General features: G+C 42.9%; 30 protein-coding genes. 24 read left to right on the forward strand and 6 right to left on the reverse strand.

The window, feature by feature from the left end; all coding sequences use genetic code 11:
• The first annotated feature begins 383 nt into the window (after window positions 1-383).
• From flhD to M1F05_RS07050, 13 genes are all read left to right on the forward strand, one after another.
• A complete protein-coding gene (flhD, locus tag M1F05_RS06990; protein ID WP_318826000.1) occupies window positions 384-734 on the forward strand; it encodes a flagellar transcriptional regulator FlhD in 351 nt (116 codons plus the stop codon).
• On the forward strand, window positions 731-1,321 hold the full coding sequence (gene flhC, locus M1F05_RS06995) for a flagellar transcriptional regulator FlhC (protein ID WP_206083830.1): 591 nt from the start codon (window positions 731-733) through the stop codon (window positions 1,319-1,321). The genes flhD and flhC overlap by 4 nt, the downstream gene beginning before the upstream one ends.
• A gap of 95 nt (window positions 1,322-1,416) precedes the next feature.
• A complete protein-coding gene (motA, locus tag M1F05_RS07000; RefSeq protein WP_206083831.1) occupies window positions 1,417-2,304 on the forward strand; it encodes a flagellar motor stator protein MotA in 888 nt (295 codons plus the stop codon).
• Between the two features lie 7 nt (window positions 2,305-2,311).
• Window positions 2,312-3,235 (forward strand): flagellar motor protein MotB, encoded by a 924-nt coding sequence (gene motB, locus M1F05_RS07005; RefSeq protein WP_241016823.1) that lies wholly within the window; start codon window positions 2,312-2,314, stop codon window positions 3,233-3,235.
• 98 nt (window positions 3,236-3,333) lie between these two features.
• The gene (gene cheA, locus M1F05_RS07010; protein ID WP_206083832.1) at window positions 3,334-5,388 is read left to right on the forward strand and encodes a chemotaxis protein CheA; all 2,055 of its coding nucleotides are present in this window, start codon (window positions 3,334-3,336) and stop codon (window positions 5,386-5,388) included.
• A 16-nt stretch (window positions 5,389-5,404) separates the two neighbouring features.
• The gene (gene cheW / locus M1F05_RS07015; RefSeq protein WP_004909833.1) at window positions 5,405-5,902 is read left to right on the forward strand and encodes a chemotaxis protein CheW; all 498 of its coding nucleotides are present in this window, start codon (window positions 5,405-5,407) and stop codon (window positions 5,900-5,902) included.
• 103 nt (window positions 5,903-6,005) lie between these two features.
• Window positions 6,006-7,691 (forward strand): methyl-accepting chemotaxis protein, encoded by a 1,686-nt coding sequence (locus M1F05_RS07020; protein WP_206083833.1) that lies wholly within the window; start codon window positions 6,006-6,008, stop codon window positions 7,689-7,691.
• A gap of 116 nt (window positions 7,692-7,807) precedes the next feature.
• Complete coding sequence (locus M1F05_RS07025; RefSeq protein ID WP_206083834.1) at window positions 7,808-9,376, forward strand: methyl-accepting chemotaxis protein; 1,569 nt, start codon at window positions 7,808-7,810, stop codon at window positions 9,374-9,376.
• Window positions 9,377-9,504: 128 nt separating this feature from the next.
• Window positions 9,505-10,341: a CheR family methyltransferase gene (locus M1F05_RS07030; protein ID WP_206083835.1), complete on the forward strand. Its 837-nt coding sequence runs from the start codon at window positions 9,505-9,507 to the stop codon at window positions 10,339-10,341.
• Window positions 10,341-11,408, forward strand: coding sequence for a protein-glutamate methylesterase/protein-glutamine glutaminase (locus M1F05_RS07035; RefSeq protein WP_206083836.1), 1,068 nt, complete (start codon window positions 10,341-10,343; stop codon window positions 11,406-11,408). Before M1F05_RS07030 ends, M1F05_RS07035 begins: the two co-directional genes overlap by 1 nt.
• 39 nt (window positions 11,409-11,447) lie before the next feature.
• Complete coding sequence (gene cheY, locus M1F05_RS07040) at window positions 11,448-11,840, forward strand: chemotaxis response regulator CheY (RefSeq protein WP_206083837.1); 393 nt, start codon at window positions 11,448-11,450, stop codon at window positions 11,838-11,840.
• A gap of 24 nt (window positions 11,841-11,864) precedes the next feature.
• A complete protein-coding gene (locus tag M1F05_RS07045; RefSeq protein WP_047756177.1) occupies window positions 11,865-12,503 on the forward strand; it encodes a protein phosphatase CheZ in 639 nt (212 codons plus the stop codon).
• 113 nt (window positions 12,504-12,616) lie between these two features.
• On the forward strand, window positions 12,617-12,916 hold the full coding sequence (locus M1F05_RS07050; RefSeq protein WP_206083838.1) for a helix-turn-helix transcriptional regulator: 300 nt from the start codon (window positions 12,617-12,619) through the stop codon (window positions 12,914-12,916).
• 7 nt (window positions 12,917-12,923) lie between these two features.
• On the opposite strand, the gene M1F05_RS07055 is transcribed toward M1F05_RS07050, so the two are convergent.
• The 3 genes from M1F05_RS07055 to M1F05_RS07065 all read right to left on the reverse strand — a co-directional run bounded on the left by M1F05_RS07055 (window position 12,924) and on the right by M1F05_RS07065 (window position 14,026).
• Window positions 12,924-13,481, reverse strand: coding sequence for a hypothetical protein (locus M1F05_RS07055; RefSeq protein WP_206083839.1), 558 nt, complete (start codon window positions 13,479-13,481; stop codon window positions 12,924-12,926).
• A 96-nt stretch (window positions 13,482-13,577) separates the two neighbouring features.
• The gene (locus tag M1F05_RS07060) at window positions 13,578-13,805 is read right to left on the reverse strand and encodes a CcdB family protein (RefSeq protein ID WP_206083840.1); all 228 of its coding nucleotides are present in this window, start codon (window positions 13,803-13,805) and stop codon (window positions 13,578-13,580) included.
• Complete coding sequence (locus tag M1F05_RS07065) at window positions 13,805-14,026, reverse strand: type II toxin-antitoxin system CcdA family antitoxin (RefSeq protein WP_206084377.1); 222 nt, start codon at window positions 14,024-14,026, stop codon at window positions 13,805-13,807. The genes M1F05_RS07060 and M1F05_RS07065 overlap by 1 nt, the downstream gene beginning before the upstream one ends.
• A 186-nt stretch (window positions 14,027-14,212) precedes the next feature.
• Between M1F05_RS07065 and flhB the strand changes: the two genes are divergently transcribed.
• The 4 genes from flhB (at window position 14,213) to M1F05_RS07085 (ending at window position 18,185) form a co-directional block, all read left to right on the forward strand.
• Complete coding sequence (gene flhB, locus M1F05_RS07070) at window positions 14,213-15,364, forward strand: flagellar biosynthesis protein FlhB (RefSeq protein ID WP_206083841.1); 1,152 nt, start codon at window positions 14,213-14,215, stop codon at window positions 15,362-15,364.
• Window positions 15,357-17,456: a flagellar biosynthesis protein FlhA gene (flhA, locus tag M1F05_RS07075; protein WP_206083842.1), complete on the forward strand. Its 2,100-nt coding sequence runs from the start codon at window positions 15,357-15,359 to the stop codon at window positions 17,454-17,456. The genes flhB and flhA overlap by 8 nt, the downstream gene beginning before the upstream one ends.
• Before the next feature lie 250 nt (window positions 17,457-17,706).
• Window positions 17,707-17,910: a type II toxin-antitoxin system RelE/ParE family toxin gene (locus tag M1F05_RS07080; protein ID WP_412990643.1), complete on the forward strand. Its 204-nt coding sequence runs from the start codon at window positions 17,707-17,709 to the stop codon at window positions 17,908-17,910.
• Window positions 17,911-18,017: 107 nt separating this feature from the next.
• Complete coding sequence (locus tag M1F05_RS07085; RefSeq protein ID WP_241016826.1) at window positions 18,018-18,185, forward strand: helix-turn-helix domain-containing protein; 168 nt, start codon at window positions 18,018-18,020, stop codon at window positions 18,183-18,185.
• A gap of 92 nt (window positions 18,186-18,277) precedes the next feature.
• Here the strand turns inward: M1F05_RS07085 and M1F05_RS07090 are convergent, their stop codons facing one another.
• The 3 genes from M1F05_RS07090 to flgA all read right to left on the reverse strand — a co-directional run bounded on the left by M1F05_RS07090 (window position 18,278) and on the right by flgA (window position 20,372).
• Window positions 18,278-18,718 (reverse strand): flagella synthesis protein FlgN, encoded by a 441-nt coding sequence (locus tag M1F05_RS07090; protein WP_206083843.1) that lies wholly within the window; start codon window positions 18,716-18,718, stop codon window positions 18,278-18,280.
• Window positions 18,719-18,727: 9 nt separating this feature from the next.
• Entirely contained in the window at window positions 18,728-19,030 is a 303-nt protein-coding gene (gene flgM / locus M1F05_RS07095) for a flagellar biosynthesis anti-sigma factor FlgM (RefSeq protein WP_206083844.1), read from the reverse strand.
• Between the two features lie 673 nt (window positions 19,031-19,703).
• Entirely contained in the window at window positions 19,704-20,372 is a 669-nt protein-coding gene (gene flgA / locus M1F05_RS07100; RefSeq protein ID WP_206083845.1) for a flagellar basal body P-ring formation chaperone FlgA, read from the reverse strand.
• Window positions 20,373-20,618: 246 nt separating this feature from the next.
• Here flgA and flgB point away from each other — a divergent pair, with 246 nt between their 5' ends.
• The 7 genes from flgB to M1F05_RS07135 all read left to right on the forward strand — a co-directional run bounded on the left by flgB (window position 20,619) and on the right by M1F05_RS07135 (window position 25,970).
• Window positions 20,619-21,032, forward strand: coding sequence for a flagellar basal body rod protein FlgB (gene flgB / locus M1F05_RS07105; RefSeq protein ID WP_206083846.1), 414 nt, complete (start codon window positions 20,619-20,621; stop codon window positions 21,030-21,032).
• Window positions 21,033-21,037: 5 nt separating this feature from the next.
• Window positions 21,038-21,442 carry a flagellar basal body rod protein FlgC gene (gene flgC / locus M1F05_RS07110; RefSeq protein ID WP_047755990.1) on the forward strand — a complete coding sequence of 135 codons (405 nt, stop codon included), beginning with the start codon at window positions 21,038-21,040 and terminating at the stop codon, window positions 21,440-21,442.
• Between the two features lie 12 nt (window positions 21,443-21,454).
• Window positions 21,455-22,306: a flagellar hook assembly protein FlgD gene (locus tag M1F05_RS07115; protein ID WP_206083847.1), complete on the forward strand. Its 852-nt coding sequence runs from the start codon at window positions 21,455-21,457 to the stop codon at window positions 22,304-22,306.
• Between the two features lie 29 nt (window positions 22,307-22,335).
• Complete coding sequence (flgE, locus tag M1F05_RS07120) at window positions 22,336-23,556, forward strand: flagellar hook protein FlgE (RefSeq protein ID WP_206083848.1); 1,221 nt, start codon at window positions 22,336-22,338, stop codon at window positions 23,554-23,556.
• A gap of 15 nt (window positions 23,557-23,571) precedes the next feature.
• Window positions 23,572-24,327 (forward strand): flagellar basal body rod protein FlgF, encoded by a 756-nt coding sequence (locus M1F05_RS07125; RefSeq protein ID WP_206083849.1) that lies wholly within the window; start codon window positions 23,572-23,574, stop codon window positions 24,325-24,327.
• An 18-nt stretch (window positions 24,328-24,345) separates the two neighbouring features.
• The gene (flgG, locus tag M1F05_RS07130; protein ID WP_206083850.1) at window positions 24,346-25,128 is read left to right on the forward strand and encodes a flagellar basal-body rod protein FlgG; all 783 of its coding nucleotides are present in this window, start codon (window positions 24,346-24,348) and stop codon (window positions 25,126-25,128) included.
• Between the two features lie 143 nt (window positions 25,129-25,271).
• On the forward strand, window positions 25,272-25,970 hold the full coding sequence (locus tag M1F05_RS07135) for a flagellar basal body L-ring protein FlgH (protein WP_241016843.1): 699 nt from the start codon (window positions 25,272-25,274) through the stop codon (window positions 25,968-25,970).
• The last annotated feature ends 31 nt before the right edge of the window (window positions 25,971-26,001 follow it).

Here is a 26,001-nt window from a genome sequence, read left to right on the forward strand (position 1 = left end):
AGATTATTTAATGAATCAATGGATAATTATCCCAATGAGATAAAAAGAAACATAAGTACCTTGAATAGTTAATTTAGTGGTGCATAATAATTGACGACTAATAATGACATCGGCAAATTCTGACTTTTACTGAAAGTGCTAAATTTTTAGTCACTCTTTATTGTTTGTAGGTATTCAGGAAATGTATTTAATTTAAGTTTGAAGATTTGTGTTTTTATACTCCAAACTGGGTATTGATTAACGGAAAACATGGGAAGTAATGGAATACATTTATCCAGTTTAATTAATTTTACTAATAACCAATTTTAGGCACACAAAACTTTCAAATTCATATTTGTTCTTTTTGCACACAGATGTTGATAAATATTCGGAAAGGAAAAAAAATGAGCTCGACGACAGATTTTCTGAAGCATATATACGATATTAACCTCTCATATTTGCTATTAGCCCAAAAACTCATCTCCCAAGAGAAAGCTTCTGCGATGTTCCGCTTAGGTACCTCTGATGCAATGGCAACTACTTTAGCAGACCTTACGCTTCCTCAATTGGTCAAATTGGCAGAAACAAACCAGCTAATCTGTCAGTTTAGATTTGAGAATAGCGACACAATTGAAAAGTTGACCCGCGACTCAAGGGTTGATGAATTACAACAAATTCATACAGGTATCCTCCTTTCGACCCGATTATTGCAAACGCATAATGAAGGCGACACTGATATAGCGAGAAAAAGATGAGTACCGCAGCTGAAAAAAGTATTGTCCAAGAAGCGAACGATATTCGCTTAGCCATGGAATTAATCTCTTTAGGCGCTCGCCTTCAAATGTTAGAAAGTGAAACCCAAATTAGCCGCGGCCGTTTAGTTCGATTATACAAAGAACTTCGAGGCTGCCCGCCACCAAAAGGTATGCTACCGTTCTCAACAGATTGGTTTATGACATGGGAGCAGAATATTCATTCATCCATGTTTTATAACGCCTATCAATTTTTACTGCAAAGTGGACATTGCCAAGGCGTTGATGCCATCTTAAAAGCTTACCGTTTGTATCTTGAACAATGTATTCCAGAGCCAGGTGATGAGCCATTATTAGCACTAACACGAGCTTGGACCCTCGTCCGTTTTGTTGAAAGTGGCATGCTACAAAGCTCAAAATGCAGCTGCTGCCATGGTTCGTTTATCACTTATGCGCACATCCCAGAAAATAGTTTTACTTGTAGTTTGTGTCAGCCGCCATCACGAGCAATAAAAAAACGTAAACTTTCCGAGCATCTCGCCGATATTACGCTATATCGACAGGATGGCATTACGAAAGCGGTAATGTAATTGGATTGATTTGGTCAACAGGCAAGTTTTTGCCTGTTACTCCTAATATTCCCTTTGACTGCCATCTGTTAACCAACGGAGTGAAAGGGAATATTGTGTTAATACTCATCGGGTATATCATTGTTACAATAGCGGTTATTGGCGGTTATCTCATGGTTGGTGGCCATTTAGGCGCGCTATATCAACCCGCTGAATTTGTTATTATATTAGGTGCTGGTTTAGGTGCATTTGTCGTGGGTAACAGTGGCAAATCCATTATCGCCCTATGTAAAGTATTACCGAAACTATTCCGCCGTTCTTCCTACAATAAAACGATGTCAATGGACTTGATGGCATTGTTATTTCAATTGCTCAATAAATCTCGCCAACAAGGGTTACTTGCCTTAGAAAAAGATATTGAAAATCCTCAAGAAAGCGAAATTTTTTCTCAATATCCTCGCATCCTCAAAGATGCATCCACCATGATGTTTATTGTGGATTATTTGCGTTTGATGGTAAGCAGTAACTTACAAAGTCATGAAATTGAAGCCTTAATGGATGAAGAACTCGAAACATTCCGCCAAGAAAATGAAGTTCCTGCATCTGGCCTAAATATGGTCGGTGACTCCATGCCTGCTTTTGGTATTGTGGCGGCGGTATTAGGTGTCGTGAATGCGTTGGGATCTGCTGATAGGCCAGCAGGTGAACTTGGCGCATTGATTGCCCATGCGATGGTTGGAACATTCTTAGGTATTTTAGTCGCTTACGGATTTATTTTACCCTTGGCAGCACTGATTAGATTACGCAGCAGCGAACAGCTCAAAATGATGGAATGTATCAAAGTGACATTCTTATCTGCATTACAAGGGTATGCGCCGCAAATTGCCGTAGAGTTTGGTCGTAAAGTGTTATTTAGTGCTGATAGGCCGTCATTCGTTGAACTTGAAGATAGAGTTCGCGAAGTAAAAGTGGGTGCTCGCTCACAAGAAACCACCGAGGAGTAACACTAGGATGGCAGCCAATACCCCTCATGTAATTCGAGTCAAAAAACGCAATTCTCATCATCAAGGTGGCCACGGTGGTTCGTGGAAAATCGCTTATGCCGATTTTATGACGGCGATGATGGCATTCTTTTTGGTGATGTGGCTGATTTCGATTTCAAGTCCTCAAGAACTCACGCAAATTGCAGAATATTTTCGAACTCCGCTTAGTACTGCAATTAACCCTGGTACCAAAAGTGGAGATGCGACCAACCCTATTCCGGGAGGCGGCAAAGACCCCATTTTTCGTGAGGGCGATGTGATGCCTGAACCGAATAATATTATTGACGGTAATGCCAGTTATCGGTTTGAAAAGCTTAAGGAAGCCCTTGAGCAGGCTATTTTAAAAGACCCACGTCTAAATGAGTTAAAACCGCATTTACTGATCGACATGATTAATGACGGTCTGCGCATTCAAATTGTCGATAGTGAAAACCGCCCGATGTTTCAAGTAGGTTCTGCGATAGTGGAACCTTACATGCGCGATATTTTACGCGCCATTGCCCCTTTGCTAAATGATGTACCTAACCGAATCAGCATTTCAGGCCATACCGATGATTTATCTTATGCCAACGGGGCGAATTACAGCAACTGGGAACTTTCATCAGACAGAGCAAATGCTTCGCGACGTGAGTTAATCCGTGGGGGAATGGATGAGAGCAAGGTTTTACGAGTGGTTGGTATGGCATCAGCGATTCATTTAGATAAAAACAACGGTCTTGCACCAATTAACCGACGGATCAGCATCATTGTTCTCAATGATGAGGAAACGAAACAAATTTTACGTGAATACGACGGAGCAAAACCGATTTCTGACGTATTGGGTAAACCAGCTACGAAGATAGCTACTGAGACTGTGGTGACGGCGAAAACACAGAAAAAAGCCGATGAATAGACTGTGTTTGTGAAGAGATACATTGTGATTTTTTATTGCCTGCCGGATTTTCCGGCAGTCAGCGTTAAGTGAAACCTAAGCGAAACTGGATAAAAACCATGGATATTACTGAGTTTTATCAAACATTTTTCGATGAAGCCGACGAGTTGCTCAGGGATATGGAACAACATTTACTTGAGCTTGATCCTTTTGACCCGGATAGCGAGCAGCTAAATGCCATTTTCCGTAGTGCGCACTCAATAAAAGGAGGTGCTGCAACCTTTGGTTTCACTCAGTTGCAAAACACCACGCACACACTGGAAAACCTGCTCGATAAGGCACGCCATGATGAGTTGGTCCTCACTCCTGACATCATAGATGTATTTTTGGATACCAAAGATGTTATGGCCTCGCAGCTCGATGCTTACAAAAATGATTCTTTACCCGATGAAGAGTCATTTAAACGAATTTGTGAAGTGCTTAGTCGTGTTGAGAACCATGCCGAAGAGGTCATTGAGGCAGAGTCTATTATTGAAGACATTGTACAAGTAGAAGAAGTGACGTCAGAAATTCAACAAATTGACGCTAAAGGGGAATTTTCGCATTACTTTAAAATCACATTAAGTGGACTTAAAGAAACCGAAGTCGATTTACTTGCCGACGAGCTCGAACTGTTTGGTCATTTATATCATACGGAAAAATCGACCGATAGCCTCCAAGTATGGTTAGGCACAAATACCGATATTGAGGATATTTGTGGGGTACTGTGTTTTGTGGTGGATGAATCACAAATTGCACAAGACGCTATCACGTTTGCTGATTGCCAAGCTTTTATGCCACAAGCAGAAAGAAAAAGTGAACCTGAAGCCGTTCAAGATGCGGAAATTGTGCTTCCAAAAGAAGTCGTTAACCCTACCGTGGTTTCGAGCCCTTCGAAAAAAACAGCAGTAACAAAACCGAAAGGGGACTCCAGCAGTATTCGTGTTGCCGTGGAAAAAGTCGATCAACTTATCAACCTGGTCGGTGAGTTAGTAATTATCCAATCCATGCTGACACAGCACAGCCAACACGTTGATCAAAATGAATACAGTGATTTACTGAGCTCTATTGTTCAATTGGAGCGTAACTCGCGAGCCCTGCAAGAGTCCGTCATGTCTATTCGTATGATGCCAATGGACTATGTTTTCAGCCGTTTCCCACGCATGGTGCGTGATATTGCCTCTAAATTAGGCAAGAAAATTGAATTAAAAGTGGAAGGTAGTTCGACTGAACTTGATAAGAGCCTGATAGAGCGCATTGTCGACCCGCTAAATCACCTTGTCCGTAATAGCTTAGACCATGGTATTGAAAAACCAGATGTCCGTGTGGCAAATGGAAAACCAGAAGCGGGGACATTGACTCTCGCAGCTGCACATCAAAGCGGCAATATTTGTATTGAGGTGCGTGATGACGGGGCAGGTCTAAACCGTGAGCGTATTTTGGCTAAAGCCCGCTCTCAAGGGATGAATGTGCATGATGGCATGAGTAACGATGAAGTGGCGATGCTTATTATGGCACCAGGCTTCTCCACTGCAGAAGTGGTAACTGATGTATCGGGTCGCGGTGTGGGGATGGATGTGGTGAAAAGGAACATTCAAGATATGGGCGGCCGTATCCAAATCGGTTTCACCGAAGGCAAAGGAACTATCATTCGAATTTTACTTCCTTTAACCCTTGCCATTCTTGATGGAATGTCAGTAAAAGTGGCAGAAGATGTTTTTATCGTGCCTTTAAGCGCCATCATCAGCACTTTACAACCACGACAAGAAGATATTTACCGCCTTGCGGGTGAAGAAAAAATGCTTTTAGTTCGCGGTGAATATCTGCCATTGGTCGAGCTACACCATGTCTTTTCTATTGAAGAAGCGGAGCGCAATTTGGATAACAGCATTGTGCTTATTATTCAAAATGCGGGGCACCGTTTTGCATTGCTTGTGGACAAATTGGTCGGACAGCAACAAGTCGTGGTGAAAAATATCGAAAGTAACTACCGAAAAATTCCAGGTATTTCTGCTGCAACGATTATGGGCGACGGTTCTGTTGCATTGATTTTAGATGTGGCTGAGCTGCAAAAAATGAATAACAGCATTTTGATCAAAAAGAAACATCAGGTTTCCCAACCTGTCGTGCACTAAATAGAGGCCATATACCATGTCTATGTTAGATGATGATTTAAATAAACACGAAGAAGAAAAAAACGGCGAAGGTTACCTTATTTTCACTTTAGGTGAGGAAGAGTACGGCATTGAAATTTTAAAAGTGCAGGAAATTCGGGGGTACGAGCAAGTCACTCGCATCGCAAATACACCTGACTTTATCAAGGGGGTTACGAACTTACGCGGAGTCATTATCCCAATCATTGATTTACGGGTGAAATTCTCTCATGAAAATGTGGTGTACAACGATAACACCGTTGTGATTGTTGTGAATTTAAAAGACCGAGTGGTTGGCATTGTGGTTGATGGCGTTTCGGATGTGTTGGTGCTCAATGAAGAGCAAATTGCACCGCCGCCCGATTTTGCAGTGACGTTATCCACCCAATATCTCACTGGTTTAGGGACACTCAATGACCGCATGTTGATTTTAGTGGACATTGAAAAGCTACTGACTAGTGACGAAATGGCGCTTATTGACAGCATGGCTGAGTAATTCTCAGCCTAAATAATTGCTCAAATAATAATAAGTCATTAACTAAAGTTTTTGGTTAGATGACCGATATCCAAAATACAACAAATAATGTTAGTAAAACGTCATGTACAGTCGAATTAAAATCGTATCAGGACTTTTGTCCGTCATTTTTATCTTTATTTTATTGCAACTGGTATCCAGTGGGTTGATGTTCACTAAACTCGGCGATAACAGCGACAGTATTAGTTATTTAAATTCACTACAACGCCAAAGACAAGTATTAACGGAAAGCTGGGTTAACCTTTTACAGGCCCGAGCCAATTTAAATCGGTCAATCAACGCCTACCTATTAGACGGCCGCAAAATTCAAGATGATGCGACAACAGAAGACCTGATTAAAGCGGCAAAACGTAACTTTAAAGCTGCGGATGATGCTTATGCTCGTTACAACAAGCTGATGCAAAGTTCAGAGTATGATAAAGCCAAGTTTGAACAGCTTTTTAGCACCTATGAAACCTACCGTGATGCATTAATTAAGCTCAGTGATTTCGCGGAAAAAGGAGACTTAGAAGGTTTCTATGCTCATAGAACATCGGGCCATCAAATGAAGTTCGAAGAGCAATTTAATGCTTATTTCGCCGATATTTCAGCCGATTTCCAAAGCGAGGTCGTTAATGCAGATAATAATTATCGCCAATCATTATATATGCTGGTGACATTATCGATTCTGCTCGCCTTTATTGGTTTCTTTAGTTATCGCTATGTGCGTAAAGGCATTATTGAGCCATTAGGTTTATTAAACGAGCGGATTAAAGTCTTCGCATCAGGTGATTTAACGCCTTCCATTACGACAGCCTCGAATAACGAAATTGGCGAATTAGCTAATGGCGTTCAGCACATGCAACAAGAGCTGATTAACACGGTTCGTGGTGTATTAGATGGCAGTGAAACTATTTACCAAGGCACCACTGAAATTGCCGCAGGTAATAACGACCTTTCTTCTCGTACGGAGCAGCAAGTGGCGTGTTTGGAAGAGACATCCGCCAGTATGAGCGAATTAACCGCAACGGTTAAGCAAAATACAGACTACGCCCATCAAGCTAGCGAGTATGCAAACCAAGCGTCTGTTATTGCGAAAGAAGGTGGAAAAGTGGTTTCCAATGTGGTGAGTACCATGTTGAACATTGCTGATAGCTCACAAAAAATCTCTGATATCACTGCAGTGATTGACAGTATTGCCTTCCAAACCAATATCTTAGCACTGAATGCTGCGGTTGAAGCTGCACGAGCGGGTGAGCATGGCCGTGGTTTTGCGGTCGTGGCAGATGAAGTGCGTAACTTAGCACAACGCAGTGCGGATGCCGCGAAAGAAATCAAAACATTGATTGAAGACTCTGTTTCAAGAACAGGAACAGGCGCGCGCCAAGCGGAAGACGCAGGTGAAACGATGACGAAAATTGTGGAATCGGTCACGCGAGTGACAGACATCATGACGCACATCGCAACCGCTTCTGATGAGCAAAGTAAAGGCATTTCGCAGGTCAGCATTGCAGTTGCTGAAATGGATAAAGTGACTCAGCAAAATGCCTCGTTAGTGGAACAATCAGCGGTTGCAGCGAATGTGTTAGAAGAGCAAGTCGCGAAACTGTCGCAGCTTATCTCTATTTTCCGTTTACCACCGTTAAAACAAAGTGAAATACGTAATACAAAACCAGCAGCAAGAACGGTATCCAATATCGTTAAAACGCCGGATTTAAAAAAACTATCATCGAAGGAACATAAAGATGATGACAACTGGGAAACTTTCTAAACATTAAGCATGGTTTCACGCTGCAAGGCTTTGGCTTTGCAGCGTTTCTGTGCATTAGAAAACAAGCAATGTTTTAAGCGAACAGCTCTCTTAGCTGGCACAAATGGGGATTATCTATGTTTGGTAAAAATATCCGAATTTCGGTGAGTTTATATCTGCTTCTATTTTTATTTTGTGGAATGCAGATTGTGTCGAGCGGGGTTTCTGTTGGAATTGTTGTTAGTGAGTTAAAAGCATTAGAACGTATTGATTTGGGCTCTGATAAGCGTGCAATGCTTGAGGAAACCAATAAACATTTAATACAAGCACGTAATAGCTTAACGCAAATTGCATTGCTGAATAAAGTGAGTGGCCATGACCAGCTTATTGAAGAAACACAAGTCACTTTTGGCAAACTATTAGAAGAAGCGCAAAAAGATTATACCACATTTAAAAACCAACCGATTTTGAGTGAAAAAGAAAACCTTGCAGCTCTTGATGCGAAATATCAAGCTTTTGTCGCAACACTCAAAGCATTAAAAACACACTTAGATAACAAAGATATCGCAGCTTACATTGAGCTTCCAGCCCAAGAAAATCAAGATCAATTAACCCAAGTAATTGATGAATATCTTGAATTATTGAATGCTGAAAATGATGAATCTCTTTCTGCTGCACGCATGTACAACACCTTTGCGTGGAGCTCATTTTGTTCGGTGATTGTGATTATTATTCTGGTGATCGCGTTTGCTCATTATTGGATGAAACGTAAAGTGATTAACCCATTGAAAAGTATGGGTGAACACTTCGCTTTAGTGGCTGATGGCAAACTGAACCAAAATATTGAAATTACGACGGGCGATGAAATCGGTGAAGTATTTGGCAAACTCAAACAAATGCAAGAATCGTTAGCCACTTCCGTCAGTGCATTGCGTTCGAATACTGACCAAATGTATACCGGTATTCGTGAAATCGCTTTAGGTAATAATAACTTATCATCGCGTACTGAACAGCAAGCAGCATCCCTTGAAGAAACGGCAGCCAGTATGGAAGAGCTAACAGCGACCGTTAAGCAGAATGCGGATAACGCGCGTCAAGCCAGTGAGCTCGCCGTCAGTGCATCGAAAACGGCAACGAAAGGCGGTGAAATTACCGAAGATGTTATCGATACCATGACATCAATTTCTAACAGTTCACAAAAAATTAGCGCAATTATTAGCGTGATTGATGGCATTGCTTTTCAAACCAATATTTTAGCCCTAAATGCAGCGGTTGAAGCGGCGCGTGCGGGTGAGCAAGGTCGTGGGTTCTCCGTTGTCGCTGGCGAAGTTAGGGCATTGGCACAACGTAGTGCTGAAGCGGCAAAAGAGATTAAAACGTTAATTGATGAGTCTGTGGGGCGTGTAAGTCAAGGTTCCCAGCTGGTGAATGAAGCGGGTGCGACCATGAGCGAACTGGTTGCTGCAGTTAATCAAGTGACTGAATTAATGGGAAATATTGCGTCTGCATCGAATGAGCAAAGCCGTGGGATTGAGCAAGTTGCTACCGCAGTGAGTCAAATGGACTTAGTCACACAGCAAAACGCTGCATTAGTCGAGCAATCGACCAGTGCAACTGCGGCACTGGAAGACCAAGCCAATAACTTAGTGGATACTGTGGCATTTTTTGAGCTCCCTGAAAATGCAGTAAACCGTAGTCGGTATTAAGTGTTGAGAAAACTCACAATGAGTTTTCGGCAGAGGGAGATGAATCGTTTTGTGCATTTCCCTTGCCATTAAAGGCAGCGCATTAGGTGGCTGCTTCTGGATTTTTATTGAATAGGACGACAAGTACGATGCTTTTTGTACCACAGATAGAACCACTGACTGATGATGAGTTTGGTCGGGTTTGTCGATTTATTCATAAAAAATCAGGCATAGTCCTAACCATGAATAAAAAAAATATGGTCTATAACCGGCTATTAAAGCGGTTACGTGACTGTAATCTCGACAACTTTTCTGACTATTTACGGATGCTTGAGCGCGAGCCACATAACGCGGAATGGCAAGCTTTCGTCAATGCATTGACCACAAATTTAACCGCATTCTTTCGTGAGCCACACCATTTTGTCACGTTAACGGATTTTATTCGTACACGTAAAAATAACCCAATCACCATCTGGTGTGCAGCATCTTCAACAGGGGAAGAGCCTTATTCTATCGCGATGACATTAAGTGATGTACTGGGGCCAAATGCCGTTAATGCCAAAGTGATTGCCAGTGACATTGATACGGAAGTGCTTGAAAAAGCGAAACAAGGTGTTTACCGCATCGAAGAGCTGAAATCACTTAGTGCACTTCAGCGGCAACGTTACTTTATGAAAGGTGTGGGGGAATTTGAAGGGTATGCACGAGTCAAGCCCGCGTTAAGGCAGATGATTGAATTTCGTTACTTAAATTTGAGTGACCATGACTGGCAGCTCCAACATCGCTTTGATGCAATTTTTTGCCGTAACGTAATGATTTATTTCGATAAAGAAATGCAAATAAAAATGCTTGAGCGTTTTGCACCACTGCTTAAGCCAGATGGCTTGTTATTTATTGGGCATTCAGAAAATTTATCACAATTAACACAACGCTTTGTGATCAAAGGACAAACCGTCTACAGCGTGCAAGCTGAAAGGAGGGGGTAATGAAAAAAATTAAAGTGCTATGTGTGGATGACTCAGCACTGATGCGTCAATTAATGCGTGAAATCATTAATAGCCATGAAGACATGGAGGTGGTGGATACAGCGCCTGATCCTTACGTTGCACGTGATTTAATTAAACAGCTCGAACCTGATGTGATCACGTTAGATGTTGAAATGCCTCGTATGGATGGTATTGATTTTTTAGAAAAATTAATGCGTTTGCACCCAATGCCAGTGGTGATGGTATCTACATTGACATCAAAAGGCTCCGAAGTAACGCTTAAAGCGTTAGAGCTTGGTGCGGTGGATTTTGTCACTAAACCACAAATCGGCATTCGCGAAACCATGATGAGCTACCGTGACATTATTGGTGAAAAAATTCGTGCGGCGGCAATGTCTAAGATCACTCAACGCAGTCGGTTTGCGCGGCCAGAGAAAAAAATGTCTGAGCCAGTTGCTCAAGCCAAAGCGTTGTCCCCGTATGTGTGTAACAGCCGTGTGATTGCGGTTGGCGCATCTACTGGCGGGACAGAAGCGATCCGCCAATTTTTAGAAATGCTACCCCGTGAATGCCCACCTGTGGTGATCACGCAGCATATGCCCGCAGGATTTACCCGCTCATTTGCTGACAGACTGAATAAATTGTGTGTACTAACGGTAAAAGAGGCAGAAAACAACGAGTTACTGCAAAAAGGACACGCCTATATCGCGCCAGGTGATTCTCACATGTTGATTGCAGACAAAGGCAAAGGTTTCCAAGTGATTTTGCAACAAAGTGAACCCGTTAATCGCCATCGCCCGTCAGTAGATGTGCTATTTGATTCAGTAGCTCAATGTGTCGGACGAAAATGCATTGGTGTGTTATTGACTGGTATGGGGATGGATGGCGCCAAAGGGTTATTGAATTTACGTAAACAAGGGGCGATTACTTACGCGCAGAACGAAAGTAGCTGTGTGGTATTTGGTATGCCACGAGCTGCGATTGAAATGGATGCAGTGGACGAAGTGCAAGATATTCGAAAAATTGCCCCAAGTGTTTTAGCAAGACTTTCTTCTGTCACTGTGTAGCAGCGGCGGAAATTCACAATTGTATTTGAAGGAGTGGTTATGGCCGCTAAAGATCTTAGTTTTCTGGTTGTTGATGATTTTTCTACCATGCGTCGTATCGTCCGTAACTTATTAAAAGAGCTCGGGTTTAGCAAAATAGAAGAAGCAGAAGACGGTGTTGATGCATTAGAAAAAATCCGTGCGGGTAACATCGACTTTGTTGTTGCAGACTGGAATATGCCAAATATGGATGGCTTAGAACTGCTTAAAACAATTCGTGGCGATGATGCACTTAAGCATATCCCAGTTTTGATGGTAACGGCGGAAGCAAAAAAAGAAAACATCATTGCTGCTGCACAAGCAGGGGCAAGTGGTTATGTGGTTAAACCGTTCACTGCCGCTATCTTAGAAGAAAAACTGAACAAAGTATTTGAAAAAATGGGACTGCAATAATAGTGAGTGCCAAAGGAGATTTTCATGACTGAGCAAGTGGGTATGGAAGGTATTCGCAATGGTAATGATGATTTAAAACAAGTCATTACACGCATTGGTACGCTGATGAGAACCTTGCGTGAAAGTATGCGCGAATTGGGGTTAGAAAAAAGTGTCCAACAGGCTGTTGCAAGCATTCCAGATGGGAAAGACAGACTGCGTTATATCGCGCAAATGACGGCGCAAGCGGCAGAAAAAACCTTAAATGGCATTGATGTCATCAAACCACTGCAAGTGGATATGAATAAAAATGCGCAGACGTTGCAACAGCAATGGCAAGAAACAGCGACTGGTGTGGTTCCTACACAATTGCGTGAGTCAACAGAAGCTTTTTTAGGGCAAGTGATCCAAGACAGCGAAACCACTAAGGCTGAATTACTGGAAATCATGATGGCGCAAGATTTTCAGGACTTAACAGGGCAAGTCATTAAAAAAATGATGGAAGTGGTTGAAGAAGCGGAAAAACAACTGCTGGCATTGTTAATGGAAAATACGCCACCTGAAATGCGTGCGAAAACACAAAACGAAAGTTTACTCAATGGCCCGCAAATCAATAAAGAAGGCGTTAATGTGATGGCATCACAGTCGCAAGTTGATGACCTGCTTGATGAACTTGGTTTTTAGGTTATTACGATAACCTAACCGCTTTTTATGGAGCTACATTAGTTGATAACGATTAACGTAGCTTCATATTATCCATTTCAATTAGTTAGCTTACTGTGATCGAGTGTATTCAGATGATAAATAATGATTTGATTTCTACTTTGATAAATGATGAAAAAGGAGAAAGGCGAGAAGAACTTGACCAAGAAACCGCTTGCCTTGAATTAGAAATGCGCAAAGCGTTAATTAGCCAGTTGCGTATGGCTCGCCTTGCTAATAATTTTACGCAAGTTGAAATTGCTGAAAAAATGCAAACACAAAAGCAAAATATTTCCCGTTTAGAAAAAGGGCAGTTTGACCCTAAACTCGGTACGTTACTCAAATATGCGCAAGCTGTTGGCATGCAAATTACGTTAAACCCAACGACTAAATAATATTGTGCTAGTCATGTTGGTAGACGGCAATAATTTTACTGCCGAGTACATGTTCAAATTGGGCAATAAAATCATCGCTAATATCCCAATTATGAAAGCTAAAACCTAGGTTGCCAAAGGCCCATTGAGGGTTAAATTGCCAACCGAAAAGCGGTGAATGAAAATTGCATTGAAAGCAGGATAAGCTTTCGTTTTTTCCTTCATACCAATCAGAAACGGCATCACCCCATGCATGACTGTGTTCTGTTTGTTCATTGCCGCATTGTGGGCAGTAAATGCCAATCCCATTGCCGCCTGCATGAAAAACAGTGCGTTCTGTGACAATGGATAGGGTATTTTTTAATTGGTTTTCAGGTAGTTGGGTGGGAACAATACTGCCATCAATAACATATAAAATAGGTTCTTTATAAGCAGGCATTGGGCGATAAATTACCTTATCATATTCAATCGCTTGAAAGCTAGGGTCGATGATCCCTTGTGTTTGTAGCCAATTTAGCATGCGAGCCGCTTCTTTTGGCGCATCTTCAAGTGTGATATCGGGGGCGACTAGGTGGCAAGTATCCATAAGAACCTTATTAATTAAAACCCATCAATGAGTAGGGCAATGGCTTTTTTGATATGTTCTCTTTCAATGTTTAACTTATTGATTTATTTGAAAAAATTATAATTTTGGTACAGCGACCATTAAGTGAGTCATTAAAATATAGTCATGGTCAAGAACCGAAAGGCATGGGGTTAGTTTATCAGGCACGGGCTGATGTAATAAATCACTATCATATAAAGGGATGACCAATCGAGTATTCAGGATATCAATAATATCACTTTGAATATCAAATAAGTAGGGAGCATGAATAGCATCGCCTCTATTTTGATAGAGATGGTATTGCATTAAAATTCCCTGTATTTGTCTGAGAATAGTCCATGCTCTTTGCTGATCCTATTGAGTTCATTGAAACCTGCGATGTTTTTTTCTTTCCACTTTATGGTTTCCACTTTTTTTAATTCTTCGGCTAATGCCTTACATAAGATGGCTGATAAATTCCTTATACATGTGTATTCACCCGTGTAAGCTGTCACGGTTTCGTGTGAATATGGATATTTTATCGCCATTTTTGAGCAGCGCGAGAAAAATATAATTGCCCGTTTTTTATTTGCCAAGCGCTTCGCAAAGTTGCTGTCTTATTGCTCAATAGGCAAATAACCCCCTCGAACTGCGTCTATTTTCCACCATTGATTTTTTTACACTCTGTCATGCTATAGCGATAACTCGTATTTTCGCTAAATTTTGGAACCACGGTGTCCGACGAGAGTGATGTAGAAAAAACAGAAGAGCCCACCCCCCATAAAAAGCAAAAAGCCAAAGATGATGGGCAAATCGTTCGTTCAAAGGAACTTAGCTCGCTAATGATGATGTTGGCGGGTATCAGTTTGCTCTGGTTAAGCGGGGGGCACCTTGCGGCACAACTTCGCCAAATTGCCCGACAAGGCTTTATTTTTGATGGCCATTATTTGCAAAATACAGGCTTAATGATCAGCTATTTAGGGCGTGTGGTCAGTGAGGCATTATTTGCATTATTGCCTGTTATTGGCGGTTTAGCGCTCGTCGGGATTTCCGCGTCGTCTTTAGTGGGCGGGTTAGTGTTTAACAGTAAATTGATTAAGTTCGATTTAAAAAAGCTCAACCCAATTAAAGGGCTAAAACGTATTTTTTCAATGAATGCGTTATCAGAATTGTTCAAGGCAATTTTGAAATCATTGTTTGTTGGGTTGGGGGCATTTATTTTTTTATGGCAAAGCTGGCCTTCATTGCTGCATTTAGTGATGGAGTCACCTGTTACCGCACTGAGTAATGCCCTGCAAAAAGTGATTTTTGCGGGGTATTTGATTGTGTTTTTGCTGATCCCAATGGTGGCATTTGACGTGTTTTATCAATTTCGCTCTCATTTGAAGAAATTGCGTATGAGCCGCCAAGAAATTAAAGATGAGTTTAAGCAGCAAGAGGGTGACCCACATATTAAAGCGAAAATTCGCCAACAACAGCGGGCGATAGCGCGAAATCGCATGATGGCGGATGTGCCACTTGCCGATGTGATAGTGACTAACCCCACGCACTATGCAGTGGCGCTGAAATATGATGATAAACGTATGGGGGCACCAAAAGTGTTGGCGAAAGGCGCAGGGGTGATAGCGCAGCGCATTAAGGAAATTGGTGAAGAACACCGAATATTACAATTAGAAGCACCGCCGCTTGCAAGGGCGTTATATCGTCATGCAGAGATAGGGCAAAGCATCCCTGTCGCGTTATATGCGGCGGTTGCAGAAGTTTTAGCATGGGTTTACCAACTGCGCCGCTGGCGTCGTGAAGGTGGGCTCAGACCGAAAAAACCGAAAAATTTACCAGTGCCACCGACGCTGGACTTTGCTGGAGATAACAATCGCGATGGCTAATTTGGCTGCACTTTTAAAATTGCCGAAAAACTTACAAGGAACGCAGTGGCAAATACTCGCGGGTCCAGTTCTAATCTTATTGATTTTGTCGATGATGGTATTGCCATTACCCGCATTTTTATTGGATTTACTGTTTACCTTTAATATTGCGCTTTCCATCATGGTGTTATTGGTGGCGATGTTCACTAAACGAACCCTTGATTTTGCTGCCTTTCCAACTATCTTACTATTCGCCACGCTATTACGCCTATCGTTGAATATCGCATCAACACGAATTATTTTGTTGGATGGGCATACAGGGCCTGACGCTGCAGGTCGAGTCGTTGAGGCATTCGGCCACTTTTTAGTGGGCGGCAACTTTGCCATTGGTATTGTGGTATTTATCATTCTGGTTTTGATTAACTTTATGGTTATCACCAAAGGCGCGGGGCGTATCGCCGAAGTGGGTGCTCGCTTTGTGTTAGACGGAATGCCTGGTAAGCAAATGGCTATCGATGCTGACCTCAATGCAGGGATCATCAATGATGATGAAGCCAAAAAACGTCGTGCAGAAGTGACGCAAGAAGCGGATTTTTACGGTTCGATGGACGGTGCCAGTAAATTCGTACGTGGCGATGCTATCGCGGGGATCATGATTATGGTGATCAACGTGGTCGGCGGGTTAATCGTTGGTGTAGGTCAACACAATATGTCGCTAGGGGAGGCCACGAGCGCCTACACCTTGCTGACAATCGGTGATGGTCTTGTTGCCCAAATTCCTGCGTTGATTATCTCCACAGCGGCAGGGGTTATCGTAACTCGTGTTGCGACGGATGAAGACGTCGGTGAGCAGATGGTCAACCAACTGTTTAATAACCCGCGTGTTATGTGGTTGAGTGCAGGTGTTTTGGGTTTGATAGGCCTGATCCCTGGGATGCCAAACTTTGTCTTTTTGTTATTTACAGCAGCACTTGCGGGATTAGGTTGGTATTTAGTACGTAAATCACAACAACCAGAAAGTGCAAAGGGCGATAATAACCAAGCACAACATTTCCAAGAAGCCAACAAGGTGGTAGAAGCCACGTGGGATGATGTGCAATTAGAAGACTTATTGGCAATGGAGGTGGGCTACCGTTTGATCCCACTTGTGGATAACGACCAGCAAGGTGAATTATTAGGCCGTCTGCGAGGATTGCGTAAAAAATTCGCTCAAGAAGTCGGTTACTTACCGCCAGTTGTCCACATTTGTGACAATTTAGCGCTTTCCCCTTGTGAGTACCGTATTTTAATTAAAGGTGCAGAGGTAGGACGCGGCGAAGCGCAACCAGGGCGTAGTTTAGCCATTGATCCTGGTAATGCCGCGGGGACGTTACAAGGGGATGCAACAAGAGAGCCCGCTTTTGGTTTACCTGCAGTTTGGATTGATGACGACTTACGCGAAGAAGCGCAAATTCAAGGTTATACCGTGGTTTCAGCGAGTACGGCGGTTGCAACACACTTCAACCAAATTTTACTGCAAAACTCGAGCACATTATTTGGTCGCCAAGAAGCACAAATGCTGTATGACCGAGTGAAAAAAGAGATGCCGAAACTGGCAGATGACCTGATCCCAGACACGATTTCGTTAACGATTTTGCATCGTGTTTTGCAAAATTTATTAATGGAAGATGTGGTGATCCGCGATATGCGCACCATCATTGAAACGTTAGCGGAAATGGCAGGGGAAAATGGTGAGCAAAAAGATACTGATTACCTCACATCACAAGTTCGTATTGCACTAGGCCGTGCGATTACTCAGCAATGGTTTGGTAATGCGGAAGAAATTCAAGTGATTGGGTTAGATGCCGGACTGGAACAAATTCTTCTGCAAGCGGCGAAAAATGGCGGTGGATTAGAGCCAAACCTTGCGCAGTTTATCCAAACGCAAGCGGAGCAAGCGGTTTCTCACCAAGAGGCGATGGGTGCGCCTAATGTCTTGTTAGTGAACCATGCGTTGCGGGTAATTCTTTCGCGCTTTTTGCGCCGCAGCTTGCCACAATTGGTGGTGATGTCGAATTTAGAAATGACAGATCACCGTAAAATTAGAATGACGTCAATGATCAGCGGCAGTTGATAAGAGCGTGTATTCGCCAAGATGAATGGCGAATATTATTGAGATAAAAGGAGCGGGGAGATTCTTATCAAGCCGCTCTTTTTTTTGTATACCCCATACGGGAATCTAACCTGAATTCGGATTTACTTTTATTTTAACTGAGCTGTAGTAATTTTTACTATAGTTAAATTATGGGGGCTATGGATAGCTATCTATAAAACGAAGATGTTTAATCATAGTATCAAAAAAGATAAATATTAGTGATTTTGAATTGATTAATACGGTAATGGATGTGTTTGCAGGCCAATATGAAGCCCATCTTGGTAGTGGCGTTATTAAAAAGCGTTTACCACTACAAGGAAAAGGAAAAAGCGGAGGCGTCAGAAAGCTTATTTTTATAAGCAGGAGCGGCACTTATTTTTGTATATGCTTGGCTGAAATCTCGTTTAAATGCAAAAGGAACCAAAGAAATTGAGGACGATACACTTGAATCTTATAAAGATATCGCGAAGGTACTTTTGTAATTAGATGATGAAAAAATAATGAAAATGCTAAAAGCTAACTTGTTAGTGGAGGTTAATTATGAATAATAAAATTAATGAGTTACTGCAATTTGCCCATCTTACACCAATGACAGGGGAAGATATTAAGCGCATTCGTGAGCAAAATAATATCTCACAATCTTCCCTTGCACTTATCTTAAACATGACGAAAGAGAGTGTGTCTAAGTGGGAAAGAGGGGGAGATTAAGCCTAATGGCGCGCCATTGAGGCTTCTCACAATGATAGATGAGAGAATGTTTATTATTTAATTAATGCATTTTAAATAAACTGCTCTGCAAGCTAAATCGAAATTTTCTTACCTAAAACAGGGCGTTTTGATTCTAAGCCATCAGCACCATAGGTAGATTGGTTATTGTGTTTTTTGACAAAGTTCAGGCGCTGGGTATTGAGCTCAATGTGTAATTGCAGCATTTGATGGTTACGATAATTTAGCTCTTTAAGATCAGTCGTTAACACTTTAATCGCTTCCCATAGACCAGCCAAGGCCGCATCGCTTTCGTAGGGAGCGGTGATTTCAGCCTGTGCCTCAAGCTGTAAGCGATGGGTTTCACCGTGGCCGATAGCCGCGACAAGAAAGCGTTTTTGCTCAGTCGTTTCTTGGAAGGGTGATGGCGGCACACGGTGATAACCTAATAAGATTTCTTCATTCTTCATCACGATTTGCAGTGATTGTAAATGGGAAAGTTGCTGCTCTAGCAATATCAGTAATTCATCAGTCATAACGGTTATTTATTTCATTGATAACATGCATTCGTGGGCATCGCGTAAAATACCATCTGCAATTTTTTCCGCATCCATCGTTAGGGTGCCATCTTTAATAGCTTGTTTAATTCTTTCAACTTTTGCGAGGTTGATATCAGAGGCTTGCGGTTGCAATAATTTTTTTTGTAATTCGCTAGGTGCAAAAGTACTTTCTTTGACAGTGACATCAGCAGCAACTTTTTTATCGCGCATCGGGGCCGCCGCATCTTGCGGATCACGGTTTGTTACTTGAGTCAGCGCAGAAATTGCAGGGGTTTGCTCAATAGCCATAATGTATTTTCCTATTCCCGATTTTTATCATATGTCAGTTATCGGCGTATTTTTGGGGATCTTTAGTCTGTATAGTGTTACAAAATGTTGCTTTTATTCGTCATATTTCAAGTCGCCTCTGTGTTAACTGCGCTCATTCGCACTAGTCACTTACTTATGTAAGCTCCTAGCGACTCATTCACTTGTTGCCTTGATGCGACTTGAACTATTTAGAATAAACGTTCATTTTACCTTAAGGTAAACATTCATTTTGAGCAATTTTATGTCAAAGATAGATTCGTCATATTTCAAGTCGCCTCTGTGTTAACTGCGCTTATTCGCACTAGTCACTTACTTATGTAAGCTCCTAGCGACGCATTCACTTGTTGCCTTGATGCGACTTGAACTATTTAGAATAAACGTTCATTTTACCTTAAGGTAAACATTCATTTTGAGCAATTTTATGTCAAAGATAGATTCGTCATATTTCAAGTCGCCTCTGTGTTAACTGCGCTCATTCGCACTAGTCACTTACTTATGTAAGCTCCTAGCGACGCATTCACTTGTTGCCTTGATGCGATTTGAACTATTTAGAATAAACGTTCATTTTACCTTAAGGTAAACATTCATTTTGAGCAATTTTATGTCAAAGATAGATTCGTCATATTTCAAAGGACTTCAGTCTGGATGGCATTTATTTTAACGCAATATTAACACTGCCATTCTCTTGTGCTAACCCATTGACCACTTGACCATTGAGCAATCTTACACGAATATTTTGCCCAGCGGTGGCATTATTAATCGCGCGTCCCTCATATTTCACCGAAAAATTATCCCCATTGGCAAATACAAATACGGTTTGCCCAGCTTTAATCGCCCAAGGTTGCCTAACCATTGATTTGGTGAATGTTTGTCCTGCAGTAATTGTGCGTAGCACAATTGCGCCCCGCAGCGCCATTTTGTCCGTACTGGCTCCAGTTGGTAATTTGTGTAGCAGGCCTTTTTTGGTTCCGATATCAACAAATTCAATCGTTTCACCGCGGCTTAAATTACGAGTTGCAACATAATATTGTCCCGTCACATTAACTGTGAGCTGCAAAAACTGTTTTTTCTTCCCACATTGCACAGGTATCGACACATTTCCCATGTTGCGTCCACCAATAGGCGGGCTGATCTGCGGTTTATCACAGTTTGGCCATTTTTCAATCGGTGTTTTTATCTCAATGGAAACGTGGTTGTTTTTGCCATGCACTTGACGAAAATAGTGATTGATATCTTGTGGAAGAGAGGCTTGAGATAGCGTTGGAGTTAAGCTTAATCCACTGATTATTATGCAATAGGTCAATTTCTTAAGATTAGCCATCGGGTTACTCGCTCCTTTATCAACACACTTTTTCACGCTTGCAGTTTACCCACCTCTTTCATAATGAATGAGCCAAATAGGTCAATTATTTTGCCTTTATCCCGCCATTAGATTTTTTCGTAGACCGCTAAGATATGCACGTCGAATTTTAACTTTCGTACTCTCTTGATGGGTTTTGCCTAATTGAGGGGGCGAATATAACGAGCGTTCGTAGTCAACATCGCTATACATCCATTAAGGATCATCATGATTGATAAGTTAAATGCCACGTTTGCCTTCCAGCAGCAGGCGTTGTCAATACGTGAAGCTAGGCAAACTGTTTTGGCTTCCAATATTGCTAATGCGGACACACCGGGTTATCAGGCGCGGGATATTGATTTTAATCGTCAACTCCAACAAGCGATGGATAAAGGCGCTGTGAATGGCAAGGGGGTTGCACTGGCGGTGACAGCCAAAGGTCATATTGAAGGCCGAGGTATTAAGGCACCAAATATGGATTTGAAATACCGCGTCCCTTACCAAACCTCAATGGATGGTAATACCGTCGATATGGATATTGAACGCAGTCAATTCGCCGATAACACCCTGAAATATCAGGCTGATCTTACATTTATTAATAGCCGCGTTAAAAGCATGTTGGCTGTTTTACAGCAAGGGTAATCATTATGGCCTTACTGAGTATTTTTGACATTTCAGCTTCTGCATTAACTGCCCAGTCTCAGCGCTTAAACGTCAGTGCAAGCAACATGGCTAACGCAGAAAGTATTGCGGGGCCTGATGGGCAGCCGTATCGCGCTAAACAAGTGGTTTTCCAGATGGCACCACAAGGCCGCCACGAAGTGGGTGGCGTAAAAGTCAGTGAACTGATTGAAGACCCAGCACCACCACGTATGGAATACAAACCTGGTCACCCTTTAGCGGATGAGAAAGGGTATGTGCAAATGCCTAACGTAGATATGGTGGGGGAAATGATCAACACCATTTCGGCCTCTCGTAGCTACCAAGCCAACTTAGAAGTGATGAATACAGCAAAAACCTTGCTGCAAAAAACACTGACTATTGGCCAGTAACGGAGGTATGACATGGGGATTGCAGCCACGATGTACGATTCTTTGGACAACACTACCGCAGGGCCAGAACCTGCGGCAAGTAATGTGCCTAAGAAAAGTCAAAGTGATGATATGCGTGACACTTTTTTGAAAATGATTGTGACGCAAATGCAAAACCAAGACCCAACGAACCCGATGGAAAATACCGATTTAACCAGCCAATTGGCACAAATTGCCACGCTGGAAAGTATGAATAAACTCAGCGATAACGTGAGTGGTATTTCCCAACAAATCGGCTCAGGGCAATCACTACAAGCTACCGCTCTGGTGGGCAAAGGCGTACTTATTCCGCGTAATGAAATTGTTTTAGCTCCGCTTAAAAAAGAGAGTTCAGGCGAAAATAGCACGGTGACGAAACCATCGAACCCGTTACCCGATGAAGGAATTAGTCCAAACAGCCCATCTACCGCAGCGTTGAGCAATCAAAACACCTCTGAAGAGGACGGCGAAGAGCCAAAATCTGAATTTATTTCATCGCCATTTGGTTTCTTTTTACCGAAATTGGCCGATAGCGTTGAAATCACTATTCGCGACAAAAACAAAATGGTTGTGCGAACCATCACCTATGACTCTGAAGTTAAGCCCGACATTTATGACATGGCATGGGATGGTTTGGACAACAACGGCAATTTAGTCACCGATACGAAAGGGAAATATTACTTTGATGTGAGAGCTATCAGAAACGGGGCTGAAGTTGAGGTCACGAAACTGGGCTATACCCGCGTCAATGGTGTCACACCAGGATCTGACGCGCCATTATTAGATGTTGGCATCGGGCAAAGTGTGCCTCTTAGTAGCATTTTCAAAGTTTACCCTTCTTCTTAATTTTTACCCCCAATACTCATGGAGAAAATATGTCTTTTTCACAAGCAGTCAGTGGCTTAAATGCAGCGTCAGCGGGGCTCGATTCAATTGGTAATAATATTGCCAACTCCGCAACTAACGGCTTTAAAGGTGCAACGACATCATTTGCGGATATGTTCGCAGGTTCGGGTGTTGGCCTTGGTGTTAACGTTGCTGCAGTTACGCAAAACTTTAAAGACGGCCCAATTACACGTACAGATAGACCAACTGACGTGGCGATTTCAGGTAGTGGCTTTTTTCGCGTTCAAGATAAAAATGGTGATACTTACTACAGCCGTGATGGCCAATTTTTGCGTGATAAAAGCGGTAATTTAGTCAATAACCAAGGCATGGTGGTGACAGGTTACCCAGCCAGTGTCGATGAAAAAGGCAATGTCACCATTCAAAGCGGTGGCGTGCCTGAAGGATTAAACATCCCAACGGACATGATGGATGCGAAAAAATCTGAACTTGCCAAGTTAACCATTAACTTGAACTCAGAAGACAAAATCAAAGATAAAGCCTTTGATGTTGATAAGCCTGATGATTCATCAACCTATAACTTCAGCACCACAATGACGGCGTATGACAGCCAAGGTAATACCCATGAAATCTCCGTGTACTTTGTTAAAAATGCGGACAACGAATGGACAGCTTACGCAAAAGATGCAAGTGATAAGTCTGCAAAAGAACTTGGCAAATTAGAGTTTGATGGTAACGGCAAGCTAAAAGATGCGGATAAAGCGACATTTCCTTTCAACTATAACGGCTTAAACGGTGCGGATGACGGCGTTTTAAACGTTGATTTATCGAAAACCCGCCAACAAAAAGTGAGCGAGTCCTCCGTCAGTGCCATTGATGTTGATGGTTTCCCCGCGGGTGAATACACCAGCTTCAAAATTGAAGATAACGGCTTAATCGTTGCGAACTACTCAAACCAACAAAAACGCGTGGTTGGGCAAGTGGCGCTTTCTGCGTTTGCGAACCCGAATGGTCTCGTTTCCCAAGGTGGCAACGTATGGGCATCTTCAAACGCATCGGGCAACCCGATGGATGGCGTACCTGGTGTAGGGCAGTTCGGTAAATTAACCAGCGGTGCATTGGAATCTTCCAACGTGGATATGAGCCAAGAGCTTATCAGCATGATTGTGATGCAGCGCAATTACCAATCAAACGCGCAAACCATCAAGACGCAAGACCAAATGTTACAAACTTTGGTTAACTTACGATAAGCCTAGAGGGTGGCCATGGATCACGTCATTTATACCGCAATGGGGGGAGCGCGTCATGCGCTTGAGAACCAAGCGGTGGTTTCCAACAACATTGCTAATGTGTCTACCGCAGGGTTTAAAGCGCAGCTCTCTGCCATGCGCGCAGTGCCCGTGAATGGGGATAGCGCGCAAACAAGAACCTTGGTGGTTTCTTCAACCCCTGGCGCGGATATGAGCCAAGGGCCGCTGAACTACACAGGTAAGCCAACAGATGTTGCGTTAAACGATAAGCATTTTTTGGCGGTTGAATTAGCCGATGGCACAGAAGCGTATACCCGAAATGGGAATATCCAAATTTCGGGCGAAGGTGAGTTAGTGATTGGTGAACGCCGTCTGCAAGGCGATGGCGGGCCAATTAACGTCCCGCAAAATGCAGAAATCACTATTGGCATGGATGGCACCATCACCGCATTGCTGGCGACGGATCCGCCAACTATGTTGGGGCAAATCGGCCGTTTGAAAGTGGTTGAAGCGCAGCCGCAAGACTTAATTCGCGGGGAAGATGGGCTATTCCATTTATCCCCTCAGGGGCAAGCCGCGAATGGCAATGTATTGCCACTGAGTGACCGTGCGGTTGTGACGTCTGGTGTGATTGAGGGAAGTAACGTCAATGCCGCCGAAGCGATGGTGTCGATGATAGCCAATGCAAGGCATTTTGAAATGCAAATGAAGGTGGTTCGCAGTGCGGATGAAAATGCCCAACGCGCCAACCAATTGCTTGCCGTCAGCTAAATTCAGTAAGGAATAATTATGATCCGTTCATTATGGATTGCAAAAACTGGGCTTGATGCTCAACAAACTAACTTAGACGTGATTTCCAATAACTTGGCGAACGTTAGCACCAATGGTTTCAAACGCCAACGCGCGGTTTTTGAAGATTTAATGTACCAAAATATTCGTCAGCCAGGGGCGATGAGCTCTGAACAAACCTCTTTGCCATCAGGGCTACAACTGGGGACAGGGGCACGCCCCGTTGCGACTATGCGTATTCATGGTCAAGGTGCATTGAATAAAACGGGCACCACAACGGATATCGCCATTAAAGGCCAAGGTTTTTTACATGTACAAATGCCTGACGGCACAGACGCTTATACTCGTGATGGGGCATTACAGCCTAACCAAGATGGCCAGTTAGTCACCTCCAGCGGCTATCAAATCGTTCCTGCGATCACCATCCCAGATAATGCCAACAGTTTAACGATTGGGCGTGATGGTACGGTATCTGTCACCGTTTATGGCGATAGTCAACCTCAGCAAATCGGGCAAATTACGCTGACAACCTTCATTAACGATGCAGGGTTGGAAAGTATGGGGGAAAACCTCTATATGGAAACTGCGAGCTCAGGTGCGCCGAATGAAAGCGCGCCGGGAACCAACGGTGCCGGTCTGCTTTATCAAAACATGCTAGAAACCTCTAACGTGAATGTCGCCGAAGAGTTGGTCAATATGATCCAAACTCAGCGTGCTTACGAGATTAACAGTAAGGCGGTTTCTGCATCAGACCAAATGCTTCAGCGTTTAACGCAACTGTAATTGGTTTTGTATAGGCGCTCATGGGGTTCCTGTGAGCCCTATGAAAGACATCTCTTTGGGATGAACAACGTACACAGCAGCAAAAGAGTAGCATAATGATTGAAAGCGGCCTTATTTCCCAACAGCAAAAAACAGCGTTGCAGATGCGTTTGACTGCACCTAAACAGGTATGGTTACTTGCCGTTTTGGTTTTAGCCACCAGCGGTTGTGCTCACATTCCATCTCGTCCGTTAGTGGATACACAAACGACGGCTATTCCTTCTGCCCCTACAGCACCTTCCCCAAACGGTTCGATATTTCAAAGTGCCCAGCCTGCTTATTACGGTTATCAGCCGCTTTTTGAAGATAGGCGACCGCGTAATGTTGGCGATATTCTAACCATTAATTTGCAAGAAAATGTCAGCGCCAGCAAAAATTCCTCTGCCAATGCGAATCGCAGCGGTAAAACGGGGTTCCTTGCCGCGATATTACCTGGCTTTATGCAAGGGTGGATCGGTGGCAACAACACCGAACTGGATATCAAAGGAAACAGTGACTTTAGCGGTAAAGGTGGTGCAAATGCGAATAACACCTTTAAGGGAACCATTACGGTGACCGTCGACCAGTTACTGGCGAATGGCAATTTACATGTAGTGGGTGAAAAACGCATCGCAATTAACCAAGGCACTGAATCTATTCGTTTTTCGGGAGTGGTTAACCCACGAACTATTGGCTCAGATAACCATGTGAGCTCCACACAAGTGGCGGACGCTCGCATCGAATATGTTGGCGATGGTTATATCAACGAATCGCAAAATATGGGCTGGCTACAACGCTTTTTCTTAAATGTTTCGCCTTATTAATTAAACATTAGCGAGTAACGGCCGAGAGAAT

Origin of the sequence: Providencia sp. PROV252 (genome assembly GCF_033676005.1) — a bacterium.
Classification (GTDB): domain Bacteria; phylum Pseudomonadota; class Gammaproteobacteria; order Enterobacterales; family Enterobacteriaceae; genus Providencia; species Providencia vermicola.